The sequence below is a fragment of the Stenotrophomonas sp. GW821-FHT01H02A genome, assembly GCF_059422145.1.
This window is the reverse complement of the sequence record NZ_JBWKWI010000001.1, coordinates 43,666-60,802: the sequence shown is the minus strand read 5'-3', so window position 1 is coordinate 60,802 and position 17,137 is coordinate 43,666. Positions and strand designations below refer to the sequence as shown.

The 17,137-nt window shown below is 67.6% G+C and carries 13 protein-coding genes; 3 read left to right on the top strand and 10 right to left on the bottom strand.

Annotation, left to right across the window (positions count from 1 at the left end; translation table 11 throughout):
• Positions 1-86: 86 nt before the first annotated feature.
• Positions 87-611 (top strand): hypothetical protein, encoded by a 525-nt coding sequence (locus tag AC07WC_RS00275; RefSeq protein ID WP_495208278.1) that lies wholly within the window; start codon positions 87-89, stop codon positions 609-611.
• A 74-nt stretch (positions 612-685) separates the two neighbouring features.
• Complete coding sequence (locus tag AC07WC_RS00270; RefSeq protein WP_495208277.1) at positions 686-1,240, top strand: queuosine precursor transporter; 555 nt, start codon at positions 686-688, stop codon at positions 1,238-1,240.
• A 106-nt stretch (positions 1,241-1,346) separates the two neighbouring features.
• Here AC07WC_RS00270 and glnE read toward each other — a convergent pair whose 3' ends face one another.
• A complete protein-coding gene (gene glnE / locus AC07WC_RS00265; RefSeq protein WP_495208276.1) occupies positions 1,347-4,187 on the bottom strand; it encodes a bifunctional [glutamate--ammonia ligase]-adenylyl-L-tyrosine phosphorylase/[glutamate--ammonia-ligase] adenylyltransferase in 2,841 nt (946 codons plus the stop codon).
• Between the two features lie 372 nt (positions 4,188-4,559).
• Between glnE and scpC the strand changes: the two genes are divergently transcribed.
• The gene (gene scpC / locus AC07WC_RS00260; protein WP_495208275.1) at positions 4,560-6,074 is read left to right on the top strand and encodes a succinyl-CoA:acetate CoA-transferase ScpC; all 1,515 of its coding nucleotides are present in this window, start codon (positions 4,560-4,562) and stop codon (positions 6,072-6,074) included.
• A gap of 121 nt (positions 6,075-6,195) precedes the next feature.
• Here scpC and hglS read toward each other — a convergent pair whose 3' ends face one another.
• From hglS to AC07WC_RS00215, 9 genes are all read right to left on the bottom strand, one after another.
• Positions 6,196-7,563 (bottom strand): 2-oxoadipate dioxygenase/decarboxylase HglS, encoded by a 1,368-nt coding sequence (gene hglS / locus AC07WC_RS00255; RefSeq protein ID WP_495208274.1) that lies wholly within the window; start codon positions 7,561-7,563, stop codon positions 6,196-6,198.
• A 135-nt stretch (positions 7,564-7,698) separates the two neighbouring features.
• Positions 7,699-8,244 (bottom strand): hypothetical protein, encoded by a 546-nt coding sequence (locus AC07WC_RS00250; RefSeq protein WP_495208273.1) that lies wholly within the window; start codon positions 8,242-8,244, stop codon positions 7,699-7,701.
• Positions 8,241-8,993 (bottom strand): HAD family hydrolase, encoded by a 753-nt coding sequence (locus AC07WC_RS00245; RefSeq protein ID WP_495208272.1) that lies wholly within the window; start codon positions 8,991-8,993, stop codon positions 8,241-8,243. Before AC07WC_RS00245 ends, AC07WC_RS00250 begins: the two co-directional genes overlap by 4 nt.
• A 108-nt stretch (positions 8,994-9,101) precedes the next feature.
• Complete coding sequence (locus tag AC07WC_RS00240) at positions 9,102-9,518, bottom strand: EF-hand domain-containing protein (protein WP_399618913.1); 417 nt, start codon at positions 9,516-9,518, stop codon at positions 9,102-9,104.
• 220 nt (positions 9,519-9,738) lie between these two features.
• Positions 9,739-10,116, bottom strand: a complete 378-nt coding sequence (locus AC07WC_RS00235; protein WP_495208271.1) for a hypothetical protein — start codon at positions 10,114-10,116, stop codon at positions 9,739-9,741.
• A gap of 43 nt (positions 10,117-10,159) precedes the next feature.
• A complete protein-coding gene (locus AC07WC_RS00230) occupies positions 10,160-10,894 on the bottom strand; it encodes a M15 family metallopeptidase (RefSeq protein WP_495208270.1) in 735 nt (244 codons plus the stop codon).
• Positions 10,848-12,404: a serine hydrolase domain-containing protein gene (locus AC07WC_RS00225; protein ID WP_495208269.1), complete on the bottom strand. Its 1,557-nt coding sequence runs from the start codon at positions 12,402-12,404 to the stop codon at positions 10,848-10,850. Before AC07WC_RS00225 ends, AC07WC_RS00230 begins: the two co-directional genes overlap by 47 nt.
• A gap of 4 nt (positions 12,405-12,408) precedes the next feature.
• Positions 12,409-15,408 (bottom strand): TonB-dependent receptor, encoded by a 3,000-nt coding sequence (locus AC07WC_RS00220; RefSeq protein ID WP_495208268.1) that lies wholly within the window; start codon positions 15,406-15,408, stop codon positions 12,409-12,411.
• 43 nt (positions 15,409-15,451) lie between these two features.
• Entirely contained in the window at positions 15,452-16,927 is a 1,476-nt protein-coding gene (locus AC07WC_RS00215; RefSeq protein WP_495208267.1) for a transglutaminase-like domain-containing protein, read from the bottom strand.
• Positions 16,928-17,137 lie beyond the last annotated feature (210 nt).

Here is a 17,137-nt window from a genome sequence, read left to right as displayed (position 1 = left end):
TGATTTGGCAATAGTTGCAATTGGCGGCGGGCGGCACGCCAGCAGGCATACTGCCGGCCACTATCGAGACAGCAGAAGGACCTCCGATGACACGAATGCCGCGCACTGTGGTTTCGCCGCTTCTGGCCATTGCGTTGTGCGCCGTCGGCATGCCGGCACCGGCGCAGGTGGTGGGCAGCAATCACCCGGTCGCCAGCAGCGCGATCATGGCCTCGGTGGTGAGCGTGGTGGTGGTGACCGCACCGGTGTGGCTGGTATCGGCCGGCGTGAGCAAGGCCAGCGATGCCTCGGCCCGACGCAGCCGCGCGGCCAAGCAAGAACGGCGCAAGGCCGGGCCGCTGCCGCCGCTCACCGTGGAGAACGTGGAGCGCAGCCCCGACGGCGGCGTCCAGATGGTGCTGCAGAACCCGCAGGCACCGGACGACCTGGCCGTGATTGCCTGGCCGGCGCGCGCGGACAACCCGGCGGCCGGCGTGAAGGTGGGTGATGTGCTCGATTTCACCCCCACCGCGGCCGGCGCGGGCTGGATGGTGGCCGATGCCGCAGGTGCCGCGCTGGCGTTCCTGCCCACCACCGATGCGGCCGCGACCACCCTGAGCGAACGCTTCTGACTGAACCGGCCGGGCTGGCCCTGGGCCGGCCAAGCCCGGATAATCCGCCCCTTCCCCTCGTCTTCCGGCTCGCCATGTCCGCGCGTCCTGCCATTGCGTTTGCCCCGTTGACCCCGCGCTCGCTGCTGCTGGCGGTGCTGGCCATGGGCACGGTGGTGCTCGGCTCGAACGTGCTGGTGCAGTACCCGATCAACGATTGGCTCACCTGGGGTGCCTTCAGCTACCCGGTCGCCTTCCTGGTCAGCAATCTGATCAACCGCCGCTTTGGTCCGGCCGCCGCACGGCGGGTGGCATGGGCGGGATTCGCGCTGGCGGTGCTGCTGTCGATCTGGATCGCCACGCCGCGGATCGCCGTGGCTTCGTGCCTGGCCTTCATTGCCGCGCAGCTGCTGGACATCACCGTATTCGACCGGCTGCGCCGTGGGCACTGGTGGCGTGCACCGATGGTGGCGACGACCTGCAGCGCGACGCTGGATACGACGATTTTCTGGAGCATCGCGTTTGCCGGCTCCAGCCTGCCGTGGGTGAGCTGGGCGCTGGGCGACCTGGCGGTGAAGCTGACGATCGGCGTGTTCCTGCTGGCGCCGTTCCGCGCGCTGCTGTGGAAGATGGCGCCGCGCGCGGTGTGACACCCGCCACGCATGGCGTGGCGCTACCCGTTGACCGTGCACCACGCGAGCGGTACGTCTTGATCGTGCACCACGCACGCGGTGCGTTGTGCCGGCTAGCCGGGCGTCAACCCGCGGCGTCGATCGGCAGCTGGAAGGGCAACCCCGCTGCATCGCTCGCCGCGATGATCATCGCGCGCGCGGCTTCCAGCGCCGCCGTGGGTGGGGCCAGGCGCGGGCGGCGATCCAGCGTGCAGGCCAGGCCGACATCCAACAGCGCGGCATGCGCCTGGTGCAGGCCATCGCGTGTCCCGCCGGGCAGCCACGCGATGTCGGCCAGCGCATCGATCAGGCTGGGGGTATCACGTGGTTCCACCACCTGCGGATGCGACCCGGCGCTGTCGAGCACGCCGGTCTGCAGCAGGAACTCCAGATCCACGATGCCGCCCGGGCCCTGCTTGAGGTCGAGCCGCGCCGCGTCGCTGCGGTCCAGTTCGGCGCGCATGCGCGCACGCATCTTCAGCACGTCGGCGTAAAGCACCGCGTTGTCGCGCGGGCGTGCGAGGGTCGCCGCGCGCACCCGTTCGAAATCGGCCAGCAGCGAGGGATCGCCAGCGATCGCGCGGGCACGCACCAGGGCCTGGTGCTCCCAGGTCCAGGCGCGTTCGCGCTGGTATTCGGTGTAGCTGGCCAATGAGGAGACCAGCGCACCCTTGCCACCGTCCGGGCGCAGGCGCACGTCGATGTCGTACAGGCGGCCGGCGGCGGTGACCGCACCGAGCATCGCCATCACCTTCTGCGCCAGGCGCGCGTACCAACGGCCGGGATCGAGCGGACGCGGGCCGTCGCTGCTGTCCTGTCCGGCCGGGTGGTCGTGCAGGAAGACCAGATCCAGGTCCGAGCCGAAGCCCAGCTCCAGTCCCCCCAGGCTGCCGTAACCGATGATCGCGAAGCGTCCCCCGGAAATACCGCCGTGCTGGCGCTGCATGTCGGCCTGCACCAGCGCGAGCACGGTGACCACGACGGCCTGGGCAAGCTCGGCCAGTTGCCGGGTGGTGTCGACCGCTCGCTGACGGCCATCCAGCGTGGCCATCGCCATGCGGAAGCTCAGCGCCAACCGTGTCTCGTTGAGCAGGCGCAGCGCGGCTTCGGGATCATCGAGGGTCAGCGCGATATCGCACTCGGCCTGCATGCCTGCCGCATCCGGCATCGGCCCGGAAACGCGCACGTCCAGCAGTTCGTCGAGCAGCAGAGGATAGGCCGCCAGCCGCTCGGCGAGCAGGGCGCTGCGGGCAAGCACATCGACCAGGCGCGCCAGAGCACTGGGTTGTTCGTCGAGCAGGGCCAGATAGCTGGTACGGCGCAGGATCGCCTGCAGCAGGCCGAGCACGCGCTTGAGCGCGGCATCCGGCTGTGGCGAACGGGTGGCGGCGTGCAGCAATGCCGGCAGTACGCGGTCCAGGCGCGCACGCGCAGCATCCGACAACGACTTCACCCCGGAGCTCTGCGCGAAGTCGCGCAGCGATTGATCGGCACTGCCGGCATCGAAGAAGCCGGCCTCGGCCAGCACCTCGGCGCTGCCGTTGTCGGGCAGGCCACGCCAGTAGCTGGCCAGTGCATCCGGCGCGGCCTGGCCACGGCGTGGCGCGAGCAGCGCGGCGAACTCGGTGCTGACCCGCTCGCGCTGCACATCGAGCGCGGCGACCAGCGCCTCCCAGTCCTCATAGCCCAGGCCGCTGGCGATGCGCAGGCGGTCGGTCGCGTCGGTGGGCAGCGCGTGGGTCTGTGCGTCACGCAGCATCTGCAGCCGGTTCTCCAGACGACGCAGGAAACCGTAGGCATGCAGCAGGTCGGCGCCGTCCTGTTCGGCCATCTGGCCGGAGGCGACCAGTGCCGGCAGCGCGTGCAGCAGGCGACGCTCGCGCAGCGGCGCTTCGCGACCGCCACGGATCAGCTGCAGTGCCTGTGCGAGGAATTCGATTTCGCGAATGCCGCCGGGGCCGCGCTTGATGTCGTCGTGCATCTCGCGTCGCGAAACCTCCGCGGTGATCGCGGCCTTCATTTCGCGCAGGCCATCGAGCGCGGTGAAATCCAGATAGCGGCGGTAGACGAACGGACGCAGTGTCTGCAGCCAGGCTTCGCCGGCGGAGACATCACCGGCCACGGCACGCGCCTTCAGCCAGGCATAGCGCTCCCAGTCGCGGCCTTCGCGCTGGAAGTACTGGTCCATGCCAGCGAACGACAGCGCGACGCGGCCGGCGTTGCCGAACGGGCGCAGGCGCAGGTCGACGCGGTGGCTGAAGCCATCCACGGTGGTGTCATCCAGCAGCCGCGCGAGGCGTTGGCCGAGGCGTGCGAAGTATTCCTCGGCGGCGAGCGGGCGCGCGCCATCGGATTCGCCGCCCTGCGGGTAGGCGTAGACCAGATCCACGTCGGAGCTGAAATTGAGTTCGCCGCCACCGAGCTTGCCCAGGCCGAACACCACCAGTCGTTGCGCGCTGCCATCGGCGGCACGCACCACGCCGTGGCGGCCGGTGAATTCCTGTTCAAGGGCGGACAGCGCCAGCTGCAGGCACTCCTCGGCGAGGCGGGTCGCGCCGGCCAGCGTGGCGGGGACGTCGTCCAGCCCGGTCAGGTCGCGCCAGATCAACCGGCTGGAGGCGGCAGTACGGTAGCGACGCAGGCGCTGTGGCCATTCGCTGGGCTGCAGCGGATCCAGTTCGGGCAGCGGCAGCGCCGGGCAGCCGTCCTGGGTGAGCTGCGACAACAGCGCCGGCTGGCGGCACAGCGTGTCGATGGCGAAATCGCTGGTGACGGCCAGCGCGCGCAGGGTGTCGAGTACAGGGGCCGGCGGTGGCCAGTGGCCGGCATCGGTCAGCGACAGGGCCAGGCGCGCCAGGGCGCGATCAACCAGGGGAACAAGGGCGTCGGGGACGCGCGCGGGCGCGGCGAGGTCGGAAATCGGCATGGGGGGATTATGTGGCATCGCGGCGTGGTGGTCCCCGGCCAGACGCCCTCCCGGTAACGCGGGAATCGACGGGCACACGGCCAAGCATCAAGCGGAGCGGCGCGCCGTTCCCGAACAGCGGGAATAAAAAAGCCCGCTTGCAGCGAACTGCCAGCGGGCTCTGCTCCCTCCCCCACGTCGGGATGCAGGTCGATCTTCTAGGGTCGGCGGAGAACTTGCACGCTGCACTGCAAAACAATACTTGCGGGTACAGAAGTAGGTCTAAAACCTGAACAGGGAGGCGGCGATGTGAAAACGCCATCCCACCAAGGTAGAACCCCTGCCGTTGCATGGATCGCCGATAATGGGGATCCCCCCAAAAACGTTGTCGTCATGTCTGTCGATCGCATTGCAAACGCGCGTCTGCGTGACCGCGTTGTCTCCGCCGAGGCTGCCGCCGCCCTGATCCAGCCGGGTGAAACCGTCGCCATGAGCGGCTTTACCGGTTCAGGCTACCCCAAGGCGGTACCGGTGGCGCTGGCGCAGCGCATCGAGGCCGTGCACGCGCAGGGCCTGCCCTTCCAGATCAGCCTGATGACCGGCGCCTCGACCGCGCCGGAGCTGGATGGCGCGCTGGCCAAGGCCGATGGCATCGCGATGCGCATGCCGTTCCAGAGCGACCCGGATGCGCGCAACCGCATCAACGAGGGCAAGCTGGATTACATCGACATCCACCTCAGCCATGTCGCCCAGCACGTGTGGTTCGGTTTTTACGGCGAGATCGACACGGCGGTGATCGAGGTCTCGGCGATCCGCGAAGATGGCTCATTGGTGCCCTCCACCTCGGTCGGCAACAACAAGACCTGGCTGGACCTGGCCAAGAAGGTGATCGTCGAGGTCAACGACTGGCAGCCGGCCGGCGTGGATGGCATGCATGACATCTACTACGGCACCGCGCTGCCGCCGCACCGCAAGCCGATCCCGCTGGTACATGCCAACGACCGCATCGGTGAGACCGCGCTGCGCTGCGACCCGGACAAGATCGTGGCGGTGGTACGCACCAACGGCCCGGACCGCAACAGCCCGTTCAGCCCGATCGACACCACCAGTGAGCAGATCGCGCAGTACCTGATCGAGTTCCTCAAGCACGAGGTGGCCAAGGGCCGCCTGCCGGCCAACCTGCTGCCGCTGCAGAGCGGCGTGGGCAACATCCCGAACGCGGTGCTGGCCGGGCTGGCCAGGAGTGGCTTCCGCGACCTGAGCGCGTTCACCGAGGTGATCCAGGACGGCATGCTCGACCTGCTGCGCGATGGCGTGCTGAGCTACGCCTCGTGCACGGGTTTCGCGTTGAGCCCGCAGGCGAACGAGACCTTCAAGGAGCACATCGATTTCTACCGCGAGCGCATCATCATGCGCACGCAGGAGATCTCGAACCACCCGGAGCTGGTGCGCCGCCTGGGCTGCATCGGCATGAACGGGATGATCGAGGCCGACCTGTACGGCAACGTCAACTCGACCCACGTGATGGGCAGCCGGATCATGAACGGCATCGGCGGCTCGGGCGACTTCGCGCGCAACGGGTTCCTGTCCGCGTTCCTGAGCCCCTCGACGGCGAAGAACGGCAGCATCTCGGCGATCGTGCCGATGGTCAGCCACGTGGATCACACCGAGCACGATGTCTCGGTGATCGTCACCGAACAGGGCCTGGCCGATCTGCGCGGGTTGACGCCGCGCAAGCGGGCACGGGTGGTGATCGACAACTGCGCGCACCCGGATTTCCGCGACCAATTGAACGATTACTTCGACCGCGCCAGCCGCGAGAGTTACGGCAAGCACACCCCGCATCTGCTGCCCGAAGCGCTGTCGTGGCACCAGCGTTGGCTGGATACCGGCACGATGAAGGCGTGATGGTGCAAGGTACCGACCAACGGTCGGTACCTGCCGGGGCGTTCTGTTTCCGGGTCGTGTGCGGACCGGGACGTTCTCTTTCTCTTTCCGGGTAGTGCCGGCCGCTGGCCGGCACCTTCCGTCAGGCGCCCCGCAGGCTCGCCAGCGACTCGGCCTGCAGCCGCGCGTAGATCGCGAACTCGTCCTCCACCTTCATGCCCAGCGCCTGCTCGAAGGCATCGCGGTTGGCATGTGCGGCGTAGGCGCGCTGTTCGTCGCCGCCCAGGTTGGACTGGAAGATGCCCGCGGCGCTGACCGGCAGGAAATCCTCGTAGACGATCGGGTCGGCACTGGCCAGGCCGGCAGCGATCAGCGCTTCGGTCGGCAGCTCGCCGACGGCGGCCGGGGTGGCGCGGGCAGCCTCGGTCAGGGCGTACCGGTAGTAGCCCAGGCCTTCGCGGCGCAGGGTGTCGTGGTCATCCGGGAAGGCGCTGAATGCCGCCGCCAGGCGGGTCGGGTAATCCTGGCCGGTGCTCCCGGCACCGCCGCTGTCACGCGCCTGTGCAAGCAACTGGTCATACAGCGCGCGGCCCTTCGGCGTCAGCGCGAGGCCACGCTGTTCGATCTCGCCAAAACGCGCGGTATGCGTACCGGCATCGCCGGCGTCCCCCGAGGGGAAATTGACGGTTTCCTGCAGCGCCTTGAAGCTGGTCTGGCGCAGCAGGATCGGGCAGCGGCGTGGTGGCGGGCCCTCGATCACGGCCTTGGCGTCGATGCCGCGTGCGAGCATGCCGGCCTGGGCGGCGTCGATATCCAGCGTGCGCGGGGTGAGGTGGTTGATGTGCGGGCCGCGGAAGCTGACCACGTCGGCGATCAGCCGGTGCGCGTCATGCAACGCGTGATAGGTAGCCAGCGAGACGGTGGCATCGCCATGCCAGCGGAAGGTCTCCAGCGCCTCGATGACGAAGCGACGCGCATCGGCTTCATCGAGCCCGCCGTCGCGCTCGGCCTGCTCGATCAGGGCCAGCGCGGTATCGGTGAAGATCCGGCGCTGGGCGAGGATGGCGGCCGACTGCTCGCGCAGCGCGGCGTTCTCGATCAGCTCCAGCCGCAGCAGCGAGGTGAACACCCGGAACGGATTGCGCGCCAGCGCCTGCGCGGTGCGCGGACGGAATGCGGTGGAATGCACCGGCACGCCGGCCACCGAAAGATCGTAGTAGCCCACCGGGTACATGCCCATCAGCGCGAACAGGCGGCCCAGCGTGGCCAGCTCTTCGGCGGTGCCGACCCGGATCGCGCCGTGGCGTTCCTGGTCGAGCCGGGCGCGTTCGTCGGTGCGGTCCAGCTGCTCGGCCAGCGCCGGATTGGCGGTCAGCACGGCGTCGTTGATCTCGGCCACCAGGTCCACCAGCGTGCCGTACAGCGGCACCTCGGTGCGGTACATGGTGGACATCGCCTGGGCGAACAGGCTGCGGATATCGTCGGGTGAAACGAAACAGTCGGCGCTCATTACGTACTCGGCAACGGATCACGGGGGAAGGTGCAGCAAGCGCTGCATTGTCGCCGAGCTGGGGGGTTACCGCGATCTGCACAGCAACAAAGGGACCGCCGGGTAGAGCTGCCCGGTGGGTGCATGCGCGGCAACTCAGCGCGCGGGCGGCGTGGGACTGCTCGCCGCACGCTGGCGCTGCTCGCGGTTGCCAAGCTGGCGCTGCAGCGTGGCGTCAAGCTTCACCGGGCGGTCCCAGTGGTCGTGGCTGGCGACGATGGCATGGCGCAGGGCGCGCCAGTGCAGGTTGGTCGGCTTGACCGGGAGCTCGGCGACCACCGCTTCCCAGCGCTTGGCCTCGCCCTCGTCCGGCACGGTGCGCGACCATTGCTGCACGGTGTCGCGGCAGGAACGTTCGATCACGTGCGCCCAGAAACAGGCGAAATAGATGTCGCCGGCCTGCCAGTCGTGGGTGTGCATCAGCGCGGCGATGTAGCCGCGCGAGACCCCCGCATAGCGCGAGACCTCGTCCAGGAAGCTGTCCGGATACCGCTCGGCGTAGTGGTTGATGTCCTGGAGCTGGGTGTCCACCCAGGCATCTCCGGTGTCCACCACGTAGGCAGCGGACTTCTCCGGGGTCTGCTCGGCCGCCGCCGCCCAGGGCAGCATCAGCAGCAGTGCGAGCAGCCCGGCGCGCATCATCCGGCCTGCGCCGCCTTGGCTTCGATGGTGCGCAACGCCTGCGGCCACTCGAAGGCGGTCGGTGCATCGACCATGCGCGGCTCGTCGTCGGCGACGCCGTGCTGGGTCTCGTGCGCCCAGGTCACCGCGTACGGGGTGTGGATGCCCCAGCCGCCGAGAGTGATCACCGGCTCGATGTCCGAGCGCAGCGAATTGCCGACCATCACGAAGCGCTCGATCGGCAGATCGAACTCCTCCAGCACGCGGGCGTAGGTTTCCGGGTCTTTCTCGGAGACGATCTCGATACGCGGGAACAGGTCGCGCAGGTTGGCCAGCTTGATCTTGGCTTCCTGGTGGAACAGGTCGCCCTTGGTGATCAGTACGACCGGGTAGTCGCGGGCGATCTCGGTGACCGACTCACGCACCCCATCGATCAGCTCGACCGGGTGGCGCAGGGTGTCATGCCCGATGTCGAGCATCTGCTGCAGGTCACGGGCGCTGATGGTCTGGTTGGTGATCTCGATGGCCGCTTCCACCATCGACAGGGTCATGCCCTTCACGCCGTAGCCGAACACGCCGAGGTTGCGCTGCTGCACTTCCAGCAGGTGGCGCGCGGTCCGGGTGTCGTGCACGTCGACATAGCGCGACAGGATGTCCAGGTAATCCTGCTCGGCCTTGCGGTAGTAATCCTCGCTCTTCCACAGCGTGTCATCACCGTCAAAACCAACCAGGCCGATAGCGCCTTGCGGCGTGGGCAGGGAAGTCATCATCGGGCAAGGATACCAACAGCGGCCAAGCCGACCCAACCGCCGGTCCAAAAAGAAAGGGCGGCCGAAGCCGCCCTTTCCCCCTCACTGCGCTACCGGTGTCCCCGGTCCTTACTTGCTCTGCTGGGCGCCCGTATCGGCGGCCTTGCCCTGCTGGGCGGCCACGTACGCCTTGTACTCATCCGGCGAGAGCTCGCCGTCCTTGTTGGTGTCGGCCTGGTCGAAGACCTGGGCAAGGCCCGCGTTCACCTGTGCCTCGGCCTTGCTGATGGTGCCGTTGCCGTCGGTATCGACGCTGGCCCAGGTCTGGCCACCGCCCCCGTTGGCCTGCGCGGAGGCCTGGGCTGCGGCATTGGCAGCGGTATCGGCTGCGTCACCGGCCTGCGCCGCCGCCTGCTGTGCCTGGGCGGCCTGATTCTGGGCCTGCGCGGCACTGTGCTGCGCCGACTGGGCCATCGCCGGAATGGCCAGCACACTGCCTGCGGCGACGATCAGGGCGATCAGGGGCTTGCGGATGCGAGTAGTCATTGGGGTGGTCTCCTTGGGTAGTTGTTGCGCGGCCTGTTGTTTCCGCACGGCCCCACACTGCCACCCCGTTTGTGAATCGATATTGCCCCTTGATCGCGCTGCGCACGCGGTCTTAACCACCTGCCCGAACGCGTGCATTACCGCAGTGGTTAGGCGCAGGTGAGCAGTGGGTAATACAGTCATTCAACGGCATCGGATTTAACCGGATGCGAACGCAATCTCACGCGCTGTTGCTGTTTTTTTCGGCTGAGCGGGAACTGAACAACAGCCACCCCAGTGCAACACCGCCGATTGCGCCGGCCACTTCAAGTACGACGCGCGAGCCCAGTTCGTTCGGATCGTGGATGCTGGCCAGGAACAATCGCGCATATAGCGGCGACTCCAGCCGCATCATGCCCATGTAGAACAGGTTCCACGCATCGATGCCGGCCGACGCAACGACCGCGATCACGCAGGCCCAGCCGATCGCGTGCCCAGCGGTCCAGCCCGCCCATCGGCACAGCCGATGCCACAGCGCGTACACCAGCAGCCCGACCAGCAGTGCGATCAGCCCCGCCTCCAGCGTTCCCAGCAATCCAAAGTGCAGCGGCAGGTTCATCGTGGTCCGATCAGGCGGTGAGCGCACAGTGTAGCGGTGCGCCTCAACGGACCGGCACGTCGTAGGCGGTGGTCGGCGCCGGCTCGGGCTGCAGGGTGAAATGCCACCACTCCATCGGGTAGTTGGCGAAGCCACGCCGTGCCATGGCCTGGCGCAGCTGCTGGCGGTGGCGGCGCTGCATCTCACTGACCTCCGGCGCATCGGTGTGTGCACGCGGACCGAAGAAGTCGAAGTCGGTGCCCATGTCCATCGGCGTGCAGGGACCCGTGCGGCAATCGAGCAGGGTCAGGTCGACGGTGGCGGCCCGGCTGTGGCCGGAGGTCTCGGCGATGTAGCCCCCGAGCAGGGCCGGCTTGTCGATGTCCGGGTATTGGAGGGCCTTGCGCGACTGCTCCTGCGGGTCATGCGCCCAGGCGACGAAGGCCTTCACCGCGTGGGCCGGTCGGTAGCAGTCGTAGAGGCGCAGCGCGAACCCCTCGGCGCGCAGGTCCGCCTCCACCTGCGCCAGCGCGGTGGCTGCCGGGGCGAGCAGATAGCACTTGGGCGCGTCATAGCCGGGCACGCGCCGGCCGGTGAAGTTGTCCACGCCGGCGTAGCGGATGTCCTGCTCGATCGCCGGTGCCAGTGTGCGTATATCGACCAGCCCGGCCTCGGCCACATCGCGCGCCGGCGAGACCGTGACCGCCGGTGCCGAATGGGCACTGCCGACCAGGGTCGCCAGCAGCAGCGTGCTACGGACAATCGCCGATGCGGGTGAAGTGCAGGTCCTGGTAGTCATAACTGAAGTCGATCTCCGGATCGATCGCGGCCAAGGTCAACGTGGGCGGCGCACCGGGCTGCAGCTGCAACCACGGCTCGGCATCGGCCCCGAGGGTATCCCACTGCACCAGCCAGCGCTCCCCGAGCTGCATGACCTGGCCACGCAGCCTCGGCGACTTCGCCACGCTGAAGCGCAGCGTCCCCTGCTGCGGGCAGAGCAGGGCCTCGCCCAGCCACGGGTCGCGGTAGCGGCCCTGCGCGGCCGCCGTCGTGCGAAGCGGGGCCGGACGACGCGCGCGGGTATCCGGGCGCACCTGCCCGGCCTCACGGCGCTCGGCGCGCTCCTGCGCGAGCAGGTTCAGATAGTGCTCCACATCGGCACCGTCATCCGGCGCGGTGTAGTGCTTCAACGCCGCCTGCATCAGCGCGGTGCGTGCGTCTTCGGCGTCGCTGTTGATCAGGATCACCACGCCGACCTTGCGGTCCGGCAACATCGCCAGCGAGGAATACATGCCGGACAGCGTGCCGGTGTGGGCCACCTTCCACTGCCCATCCAGGTCCGACAGGCGCCAGCCATAGCCGTAGGCGGCGACGTGTGCGTTGTCCCAGCGCCGCTGCCGCTCCGCCAGCGGCATCGGCATGTGCGCGGTCCACAGCGCGCGGCGCTGCACCGTGCCCAGCCAGCCGGGCACCAGCGCCGGATCGAGCAGCACCTGCATCCAGCGGGTCATGTCGCGCAGGCTGCAGCGGATGCCGCCGGCGGCCATCGAGGTCAGATCGGCACTGATGTCACCATCGGCACCGCGCAGCACGTTGCGGCCATCTTCCCGCAGGTGCGGCTGGGCGACATTGCCGACCGCGGTGACCGACCATGCCCCGGCCTGGCAGCGGTCCATGCCCAGCGGCAGGAAGACCTCCTCGCGCAGCAGTTGATCGTAGGGCTTGCCGCCGGCGGCAGCAGCGACCTCACCCGCGACTACATACATCAGGTTGTCGTAGGCATAGCCACTGCGGAAGCTGGTGACCGGCTTGAGATGGGCCAGCCCGGCGATGATGTCCTCACGCGTGAAGCGGTTCGGCTCGGGCCACAGCATCAGATCGCCCGCGCCCAGGCCCAGGCCGCTGTTGTGGATCAGCAGATCACGCACCTGCATCTGCTGCGTCACCCACGGGTCGTGCATGCGGAACCGGGGCAGGTACTTGATGACCGGGTCGTCCCAGCGCAGGAGACCGCGGTCGACCAGCCGGGCGAGCAGCGCGGCGGTCATCGCCTTGCTGTTTGAGGCGATCTTGAACAACGTGTCCGGATCGATGGTTTGCCCGCTCCCGGTGATCCGTTCGCCGGCGGTGCGTTCGTACACGACCCGTCCATCCTCCACCACGGCCATCGCCAGACCCGGGAGCGCTGCCTGCGCCCGGGTCTGCTCGAACATCCGGTCGAACGGTGGCGGCGTCGCCGCAGCGGTGCTGGCCGCCATCCCGAGCCCTGCCAGCACCGCTGTCCACGCCCACTGTTTCATGGCCGTCATGCCATCAATAGTTCCAGGTCACCGTCAGCTGTGCATAGCGGGGCGACTGGAAGCCGGTGCCATACCCGTACAGCGGGTTCGGCGTGCCGATGCTGTCCTGCGGCTCATAGTCCTGGTCCACCGAGACGATCCGCTGCTGGTTGAGCACGTTGTAGACGGCCAGCTTCACATTGATATCCAGCGGGACCGGGATCTTGTACGCCACGCTCATGTCCAGATCGTACGTCCACGGGGTACGACCATCACCGCCACGCGGAGAGTGCACGAACACCCGCTCCGAGGGCACCGATGCCTGGCAGTTCGAAACGCAGACGTAATAGCTGTGGAAGTCGGTGTCGTCGAACGGGTTGCCGGCGCCGAAGCGGGTGATCGGGCTGCCCGACTGGATGCCCAGCGTCGCCGCGACGGTCAGGTTCTCGGTCACTGCGTAGCTGCCACGGAACTTGAACTGATGCCGGCGATCATTGGCCAGATAGCCGTAGCCGCGGTAGTTCACCCACGGGTTGTCGAAGTTCTCGGTGCGCCCCGAGTCGGCGAAGTCGGTATCGGAGTTGACCGGCCCCTCGGCGTTGCCGCGACCGTAGGCGAGCGTATAGGAAGCGTTGAAGCCCCAGACGCCGTCCCAGGCCCGGTCGACCTGCAGTTCCAGCGCCTTGTAGTCACGCTTGGGCTTGACCCAACCGCGCTGCCCCACGTAGTTGCCATCGTCGTCATACAGCGCCCAGCCCTCGCGCGAGGTGTCGATGTCGATCCAGGCATCGTTGCTGCCATCGCAATCGCTGTCGCCCCACACGGTGTTGGTGCGGCCGGGATTGCCCATGATCCACACGCCATCGATCGCCCCGCACTGCCCGGTGGCGGTGATGTTCATGTCGTCGATCGCGTTGTTGAGACGGCGATAGGTGACGCTGGCACCGACCGACCACGATGCACTGAGCATGTGCTGGAAACCGAGGATCGCTTCATCCTGGTAGACCGGATCCATATCGCGGTTCACCTCGGCGCGCAGATCGGGGACGCTGCCGTCGCCCTGCGAATTGTCGACCGGTCCAATCTGGCCCCCGAGGTTGGGCACGTTGTTGCTGGCGCCGCTGTAGCCCAGGAACTCGTACCAGGTGCGCTCATCGAGGAAGCCGCCGGCCTGCTTGATGTTGATCACGTTGGCCACGGGCAGGAAGTAGCGGCCCAGATTGCCGAACACCTTGGTGGTGCCGTCGCCACGCACGTCCCAGGAGAAGCCCAGGCGCGGAGCGATCATGTCGTCGATCTTGATGTAGCTGTCGCCGTCACCGCCCTTGTTGTCGAAGCCTTCCACGCGCGCGCCGATGTTGAGCAGGACGTTCGGCGTGACCTGCCAGTTGTCTTCGATGTAGTACGCCGAGTTGATCGTTTCGAACGAACCGGCCACTTCGTAGCGGCGGGTGCGTGCCACCAGTCCGCTGGCCGGAACCACGCCTCCGTTGAGCGAGCTGCCCGGGGTGCGGTAGTAGATGTCGTAGCGCAGCCCACCGGGGCCGGGATAGGCACGCTCGTAGTCGGACGTATTCTCTTCGCGGTCCAGGCCGAAACGCAGCAGATGGTTGCCGAGTGACCATTCAAAGTCGGCGCGCGCGGCCTTGCGGGTGTCCAGCGCGGATTCCAGCTGCGAGCTGCTGGTGCAGCTGCGGTCGCCCTGCAGTTCGGTGGGCACCCCCTGGCTGGCGGTGCGGTTGTCGAACACGCGGTTGCAGTTCTCGTCCATGAGGCTGCTCTGCGACCGGTTGCGCTTGTTCTCGCCGTACATCAGCTTCATGGTGAGGTCGTTGTTGACCTGCCAGCTGTACGTACCGGACCAGTTCGTGCCGCCTACGGTGTTGTAGACCTGGTTGGTGCGGTCACCCACCGCGAGCCCGGTGTCGTAGTCGTAGGTGTAGACGTCGGTGACGGTATCGCTCTTGTCCGAGAAGCCGAACAGCGACAGCATCTGGTTGTCGGTGATCTGCCAGTCCAGCTTGCCGCCCCAGAACGGATCGTCGGCCGTGCCTCGGTTGAGCACGGTTCCGGCGTCGTTGGTGGAGTTGGGCTTGTAGTCGCGTGCTTCGTACATGCCGAAGAAGAACAGCTTGTCCTGCACCAGCGCGCCGGACGCGAACACGTTCAGGGCACTGCGCGAATAATCATCGCGGCTGGCGGTGATGTAGCGGCTGCCGTCGCGGTCGTAGCGGTCGCGCGCCTGCGATTGCCAGGCGCGCGGCTCCAGCACCAGTTCGGCACCGGCCTTGAAATCATTGCTGCCCGAACGGGTCACCGCATTGATCACGCCGCCGGTGCTGCGCCCGAACTCCACCGAGTAGCCGCCGGTCTTGACCTGGAACTCCTGGTAGAAGCCGAACGGCACCGAAGAGAAGCCGACCCGGTTGTAGAAGTCGGTGACGTTCAGGCCATTGATGTAGACGGTGTTCTCGGCGACCGACGAGCCGCCGAAGGAAATTCCCTGCCGACCCAGCGACCCCTTGCCCTTGACCGCACCGGGCGCGAGCAGCGCCACGGCGGTGATGTCACGGTCCACCGGCAGGCGCGAGAGCTCCTCGCGGGTGATGTTGGTGGCCGATTCGGTTGACTTCACGTCCACCATCGACACCACCTGGGGGGCGCGCACCTGCACCGTGCCCAGCGTATTGACGCCGCTGACCGGCACGTTCACCGTGGTGGCACTGCCGAGGCCGACGTTGATCTGGCCAACCTTCGCAGGGGCGCCGCCGGCGACCGTTACTTCCAGCTCATAGGTTCCCACCGGCAACAGCGGGATGCGGTAGCTGCCATTGGCGTCGGCCCGCACCGAGCGGACGAAGCCCGTGGACGGGTTGCGTACGGTGACCGTGGCATTCTCCAGGCGTTGCCCGGAATCGGTGATCAGCTTGCCGACCACTGCCCCGTCCTGTGCCATCGCCGCCGGTGCCAGGCTGCCAAGGCACGCCCCCAACGCGACGCACAGCGCCGCCCGCTTCAACCTGTTCGTGTTCATTCCCTGCTCTCTCCTGCAGATATGGAATCGTGGGTGGTGCCGTTTACCGCTTCACCGCCAGTGGCACGATGTGCGACTGGAAGTCGTAGTTCCATTGATCGAAGTACAGGTTGCCGCCGTCCCACTCGACCTCGCCGCGCTGCGAATCCACCGTGTCCGAGCGCGGGAAGCGCTTGGCCGGGACCAGCGGCTGGCTGAAGGCATCGTTGAAGGCGATGCGGTAGGCATCGAGCCCACCGAAGTAGAAATCGCGCAGCGCCGGCTGCGGGCTGTCCAGGCGCCCGGTGGTGACATCCATCGGCACCCAGCCATACGGGGCCAAGTACAGCGCACCCCAGTCGTGAAGATTGTTGTAGCCCACCGCGTCATCGGCGTAGACCATGCCCGACTGCCAGCGCGCGGGAATGCCGTTCATGCGCAGCAGGGTGACCAGCAGCAACGTCTGCTGGCCGCAGTCGGCGTGGCCGGCGTGCAGCGCGTAGTCGCTGATGTTGGTCAGGGTGGAGTATTCGCGCGCACCGGCCCACGGAATGCGGTCGACCGCATCGAACAGCCGGCGGGCTACCTCGTAGGGGCGGGTTTCGCCCTGCAGCACCTGGTCGGAGAACAGCCGCAGGGCCGGGGTGAAGCGCACGTGCGGCGGTTGTTCGGCCAGGTACGGGGCCAGCGCCGGGTCGGCGGGCGTGTCTCGCACCACGGCCGGGTCGATGCGGGTGTGCCGGGCATGCACGGTGAGCGCGTAGCGGATTTCAAAACGGGTGGGCTGCCCGGCCACGGCGGTGCCTTCGAGGTAAGCAGTGCGTTGCAGCGCGCTGGCCGGCGCAATGCGCGCCTGACCGGGCGTGCTGCCGCGCCACTGGATCTGTTCCTGCTGGCCGGCGATGGCGCGCGGGTACGGAATCCAGGCGCGCAGCGTGGTGCCGGCGGGCACCGCGTCGGCCTTCACCGTGAGCGACTGGGTTACCTCCACCCGCTGCGGCAGCACCGACGATTCCCCCGATGCCGTGGCCGCCTCCACCACCCTGGCGTGGTACGGCGTGAGGTGTTCGAACGGACCGTCGCTGGGCAGTGGCGCGTCGGCACGGCGGCGCGCACGCGCCTCATCGCTCAGCCGGAACAGGTTCGATGGCGCACGCTTGAAGTAGAACCGGGTGCCGTCGATGTCCAAGTGCTCCAGCAGCCCCTGCCGGTCCCAGCGCTCGAATTCGTCATCGCGCAGATCGGGAATCGAACGCCGCACGGCGTCTTTGGCCGCGGCGGTGTCCAGGCTGAAGTCCAGCCGGATCCGCCGCATGCGCTCGCGCTGGAAGGCCAGCGTGTGTTCGTCGTAGGCTGCTGGCGGCGTTCTGCCGTGCGTGGCGATGCGCTGCTCGGCGCGGGCGAAGTACCCGGCATCGATGAGATCGGCGACGCGCGCGCGCTCGGCTGCGTCCTCTACCGTGCCGGTGGCGGCACGACCGGCCTGGGCCGACGGCACCGACAGCAGTGCCGCCACCAGCAGGCTGGCGGCGACAGGCACTCGCGGTTTGCGAACAGCAGGTTTGCGAACGGCACGATCCACAGCGACACTTCCCCAGCGCGGGTGGTAAGGGCTGTGTAACACGGGCCGTGACGTCGGTCAATAATTTATTCTTGCATTCCAATTAGAAAGGAATAAGTATTCCATGACACCCGCCGGCGCTGGAGGACGTGCCCCATGAAGCCATCCAGAGCATGACCCGCGCCGCAC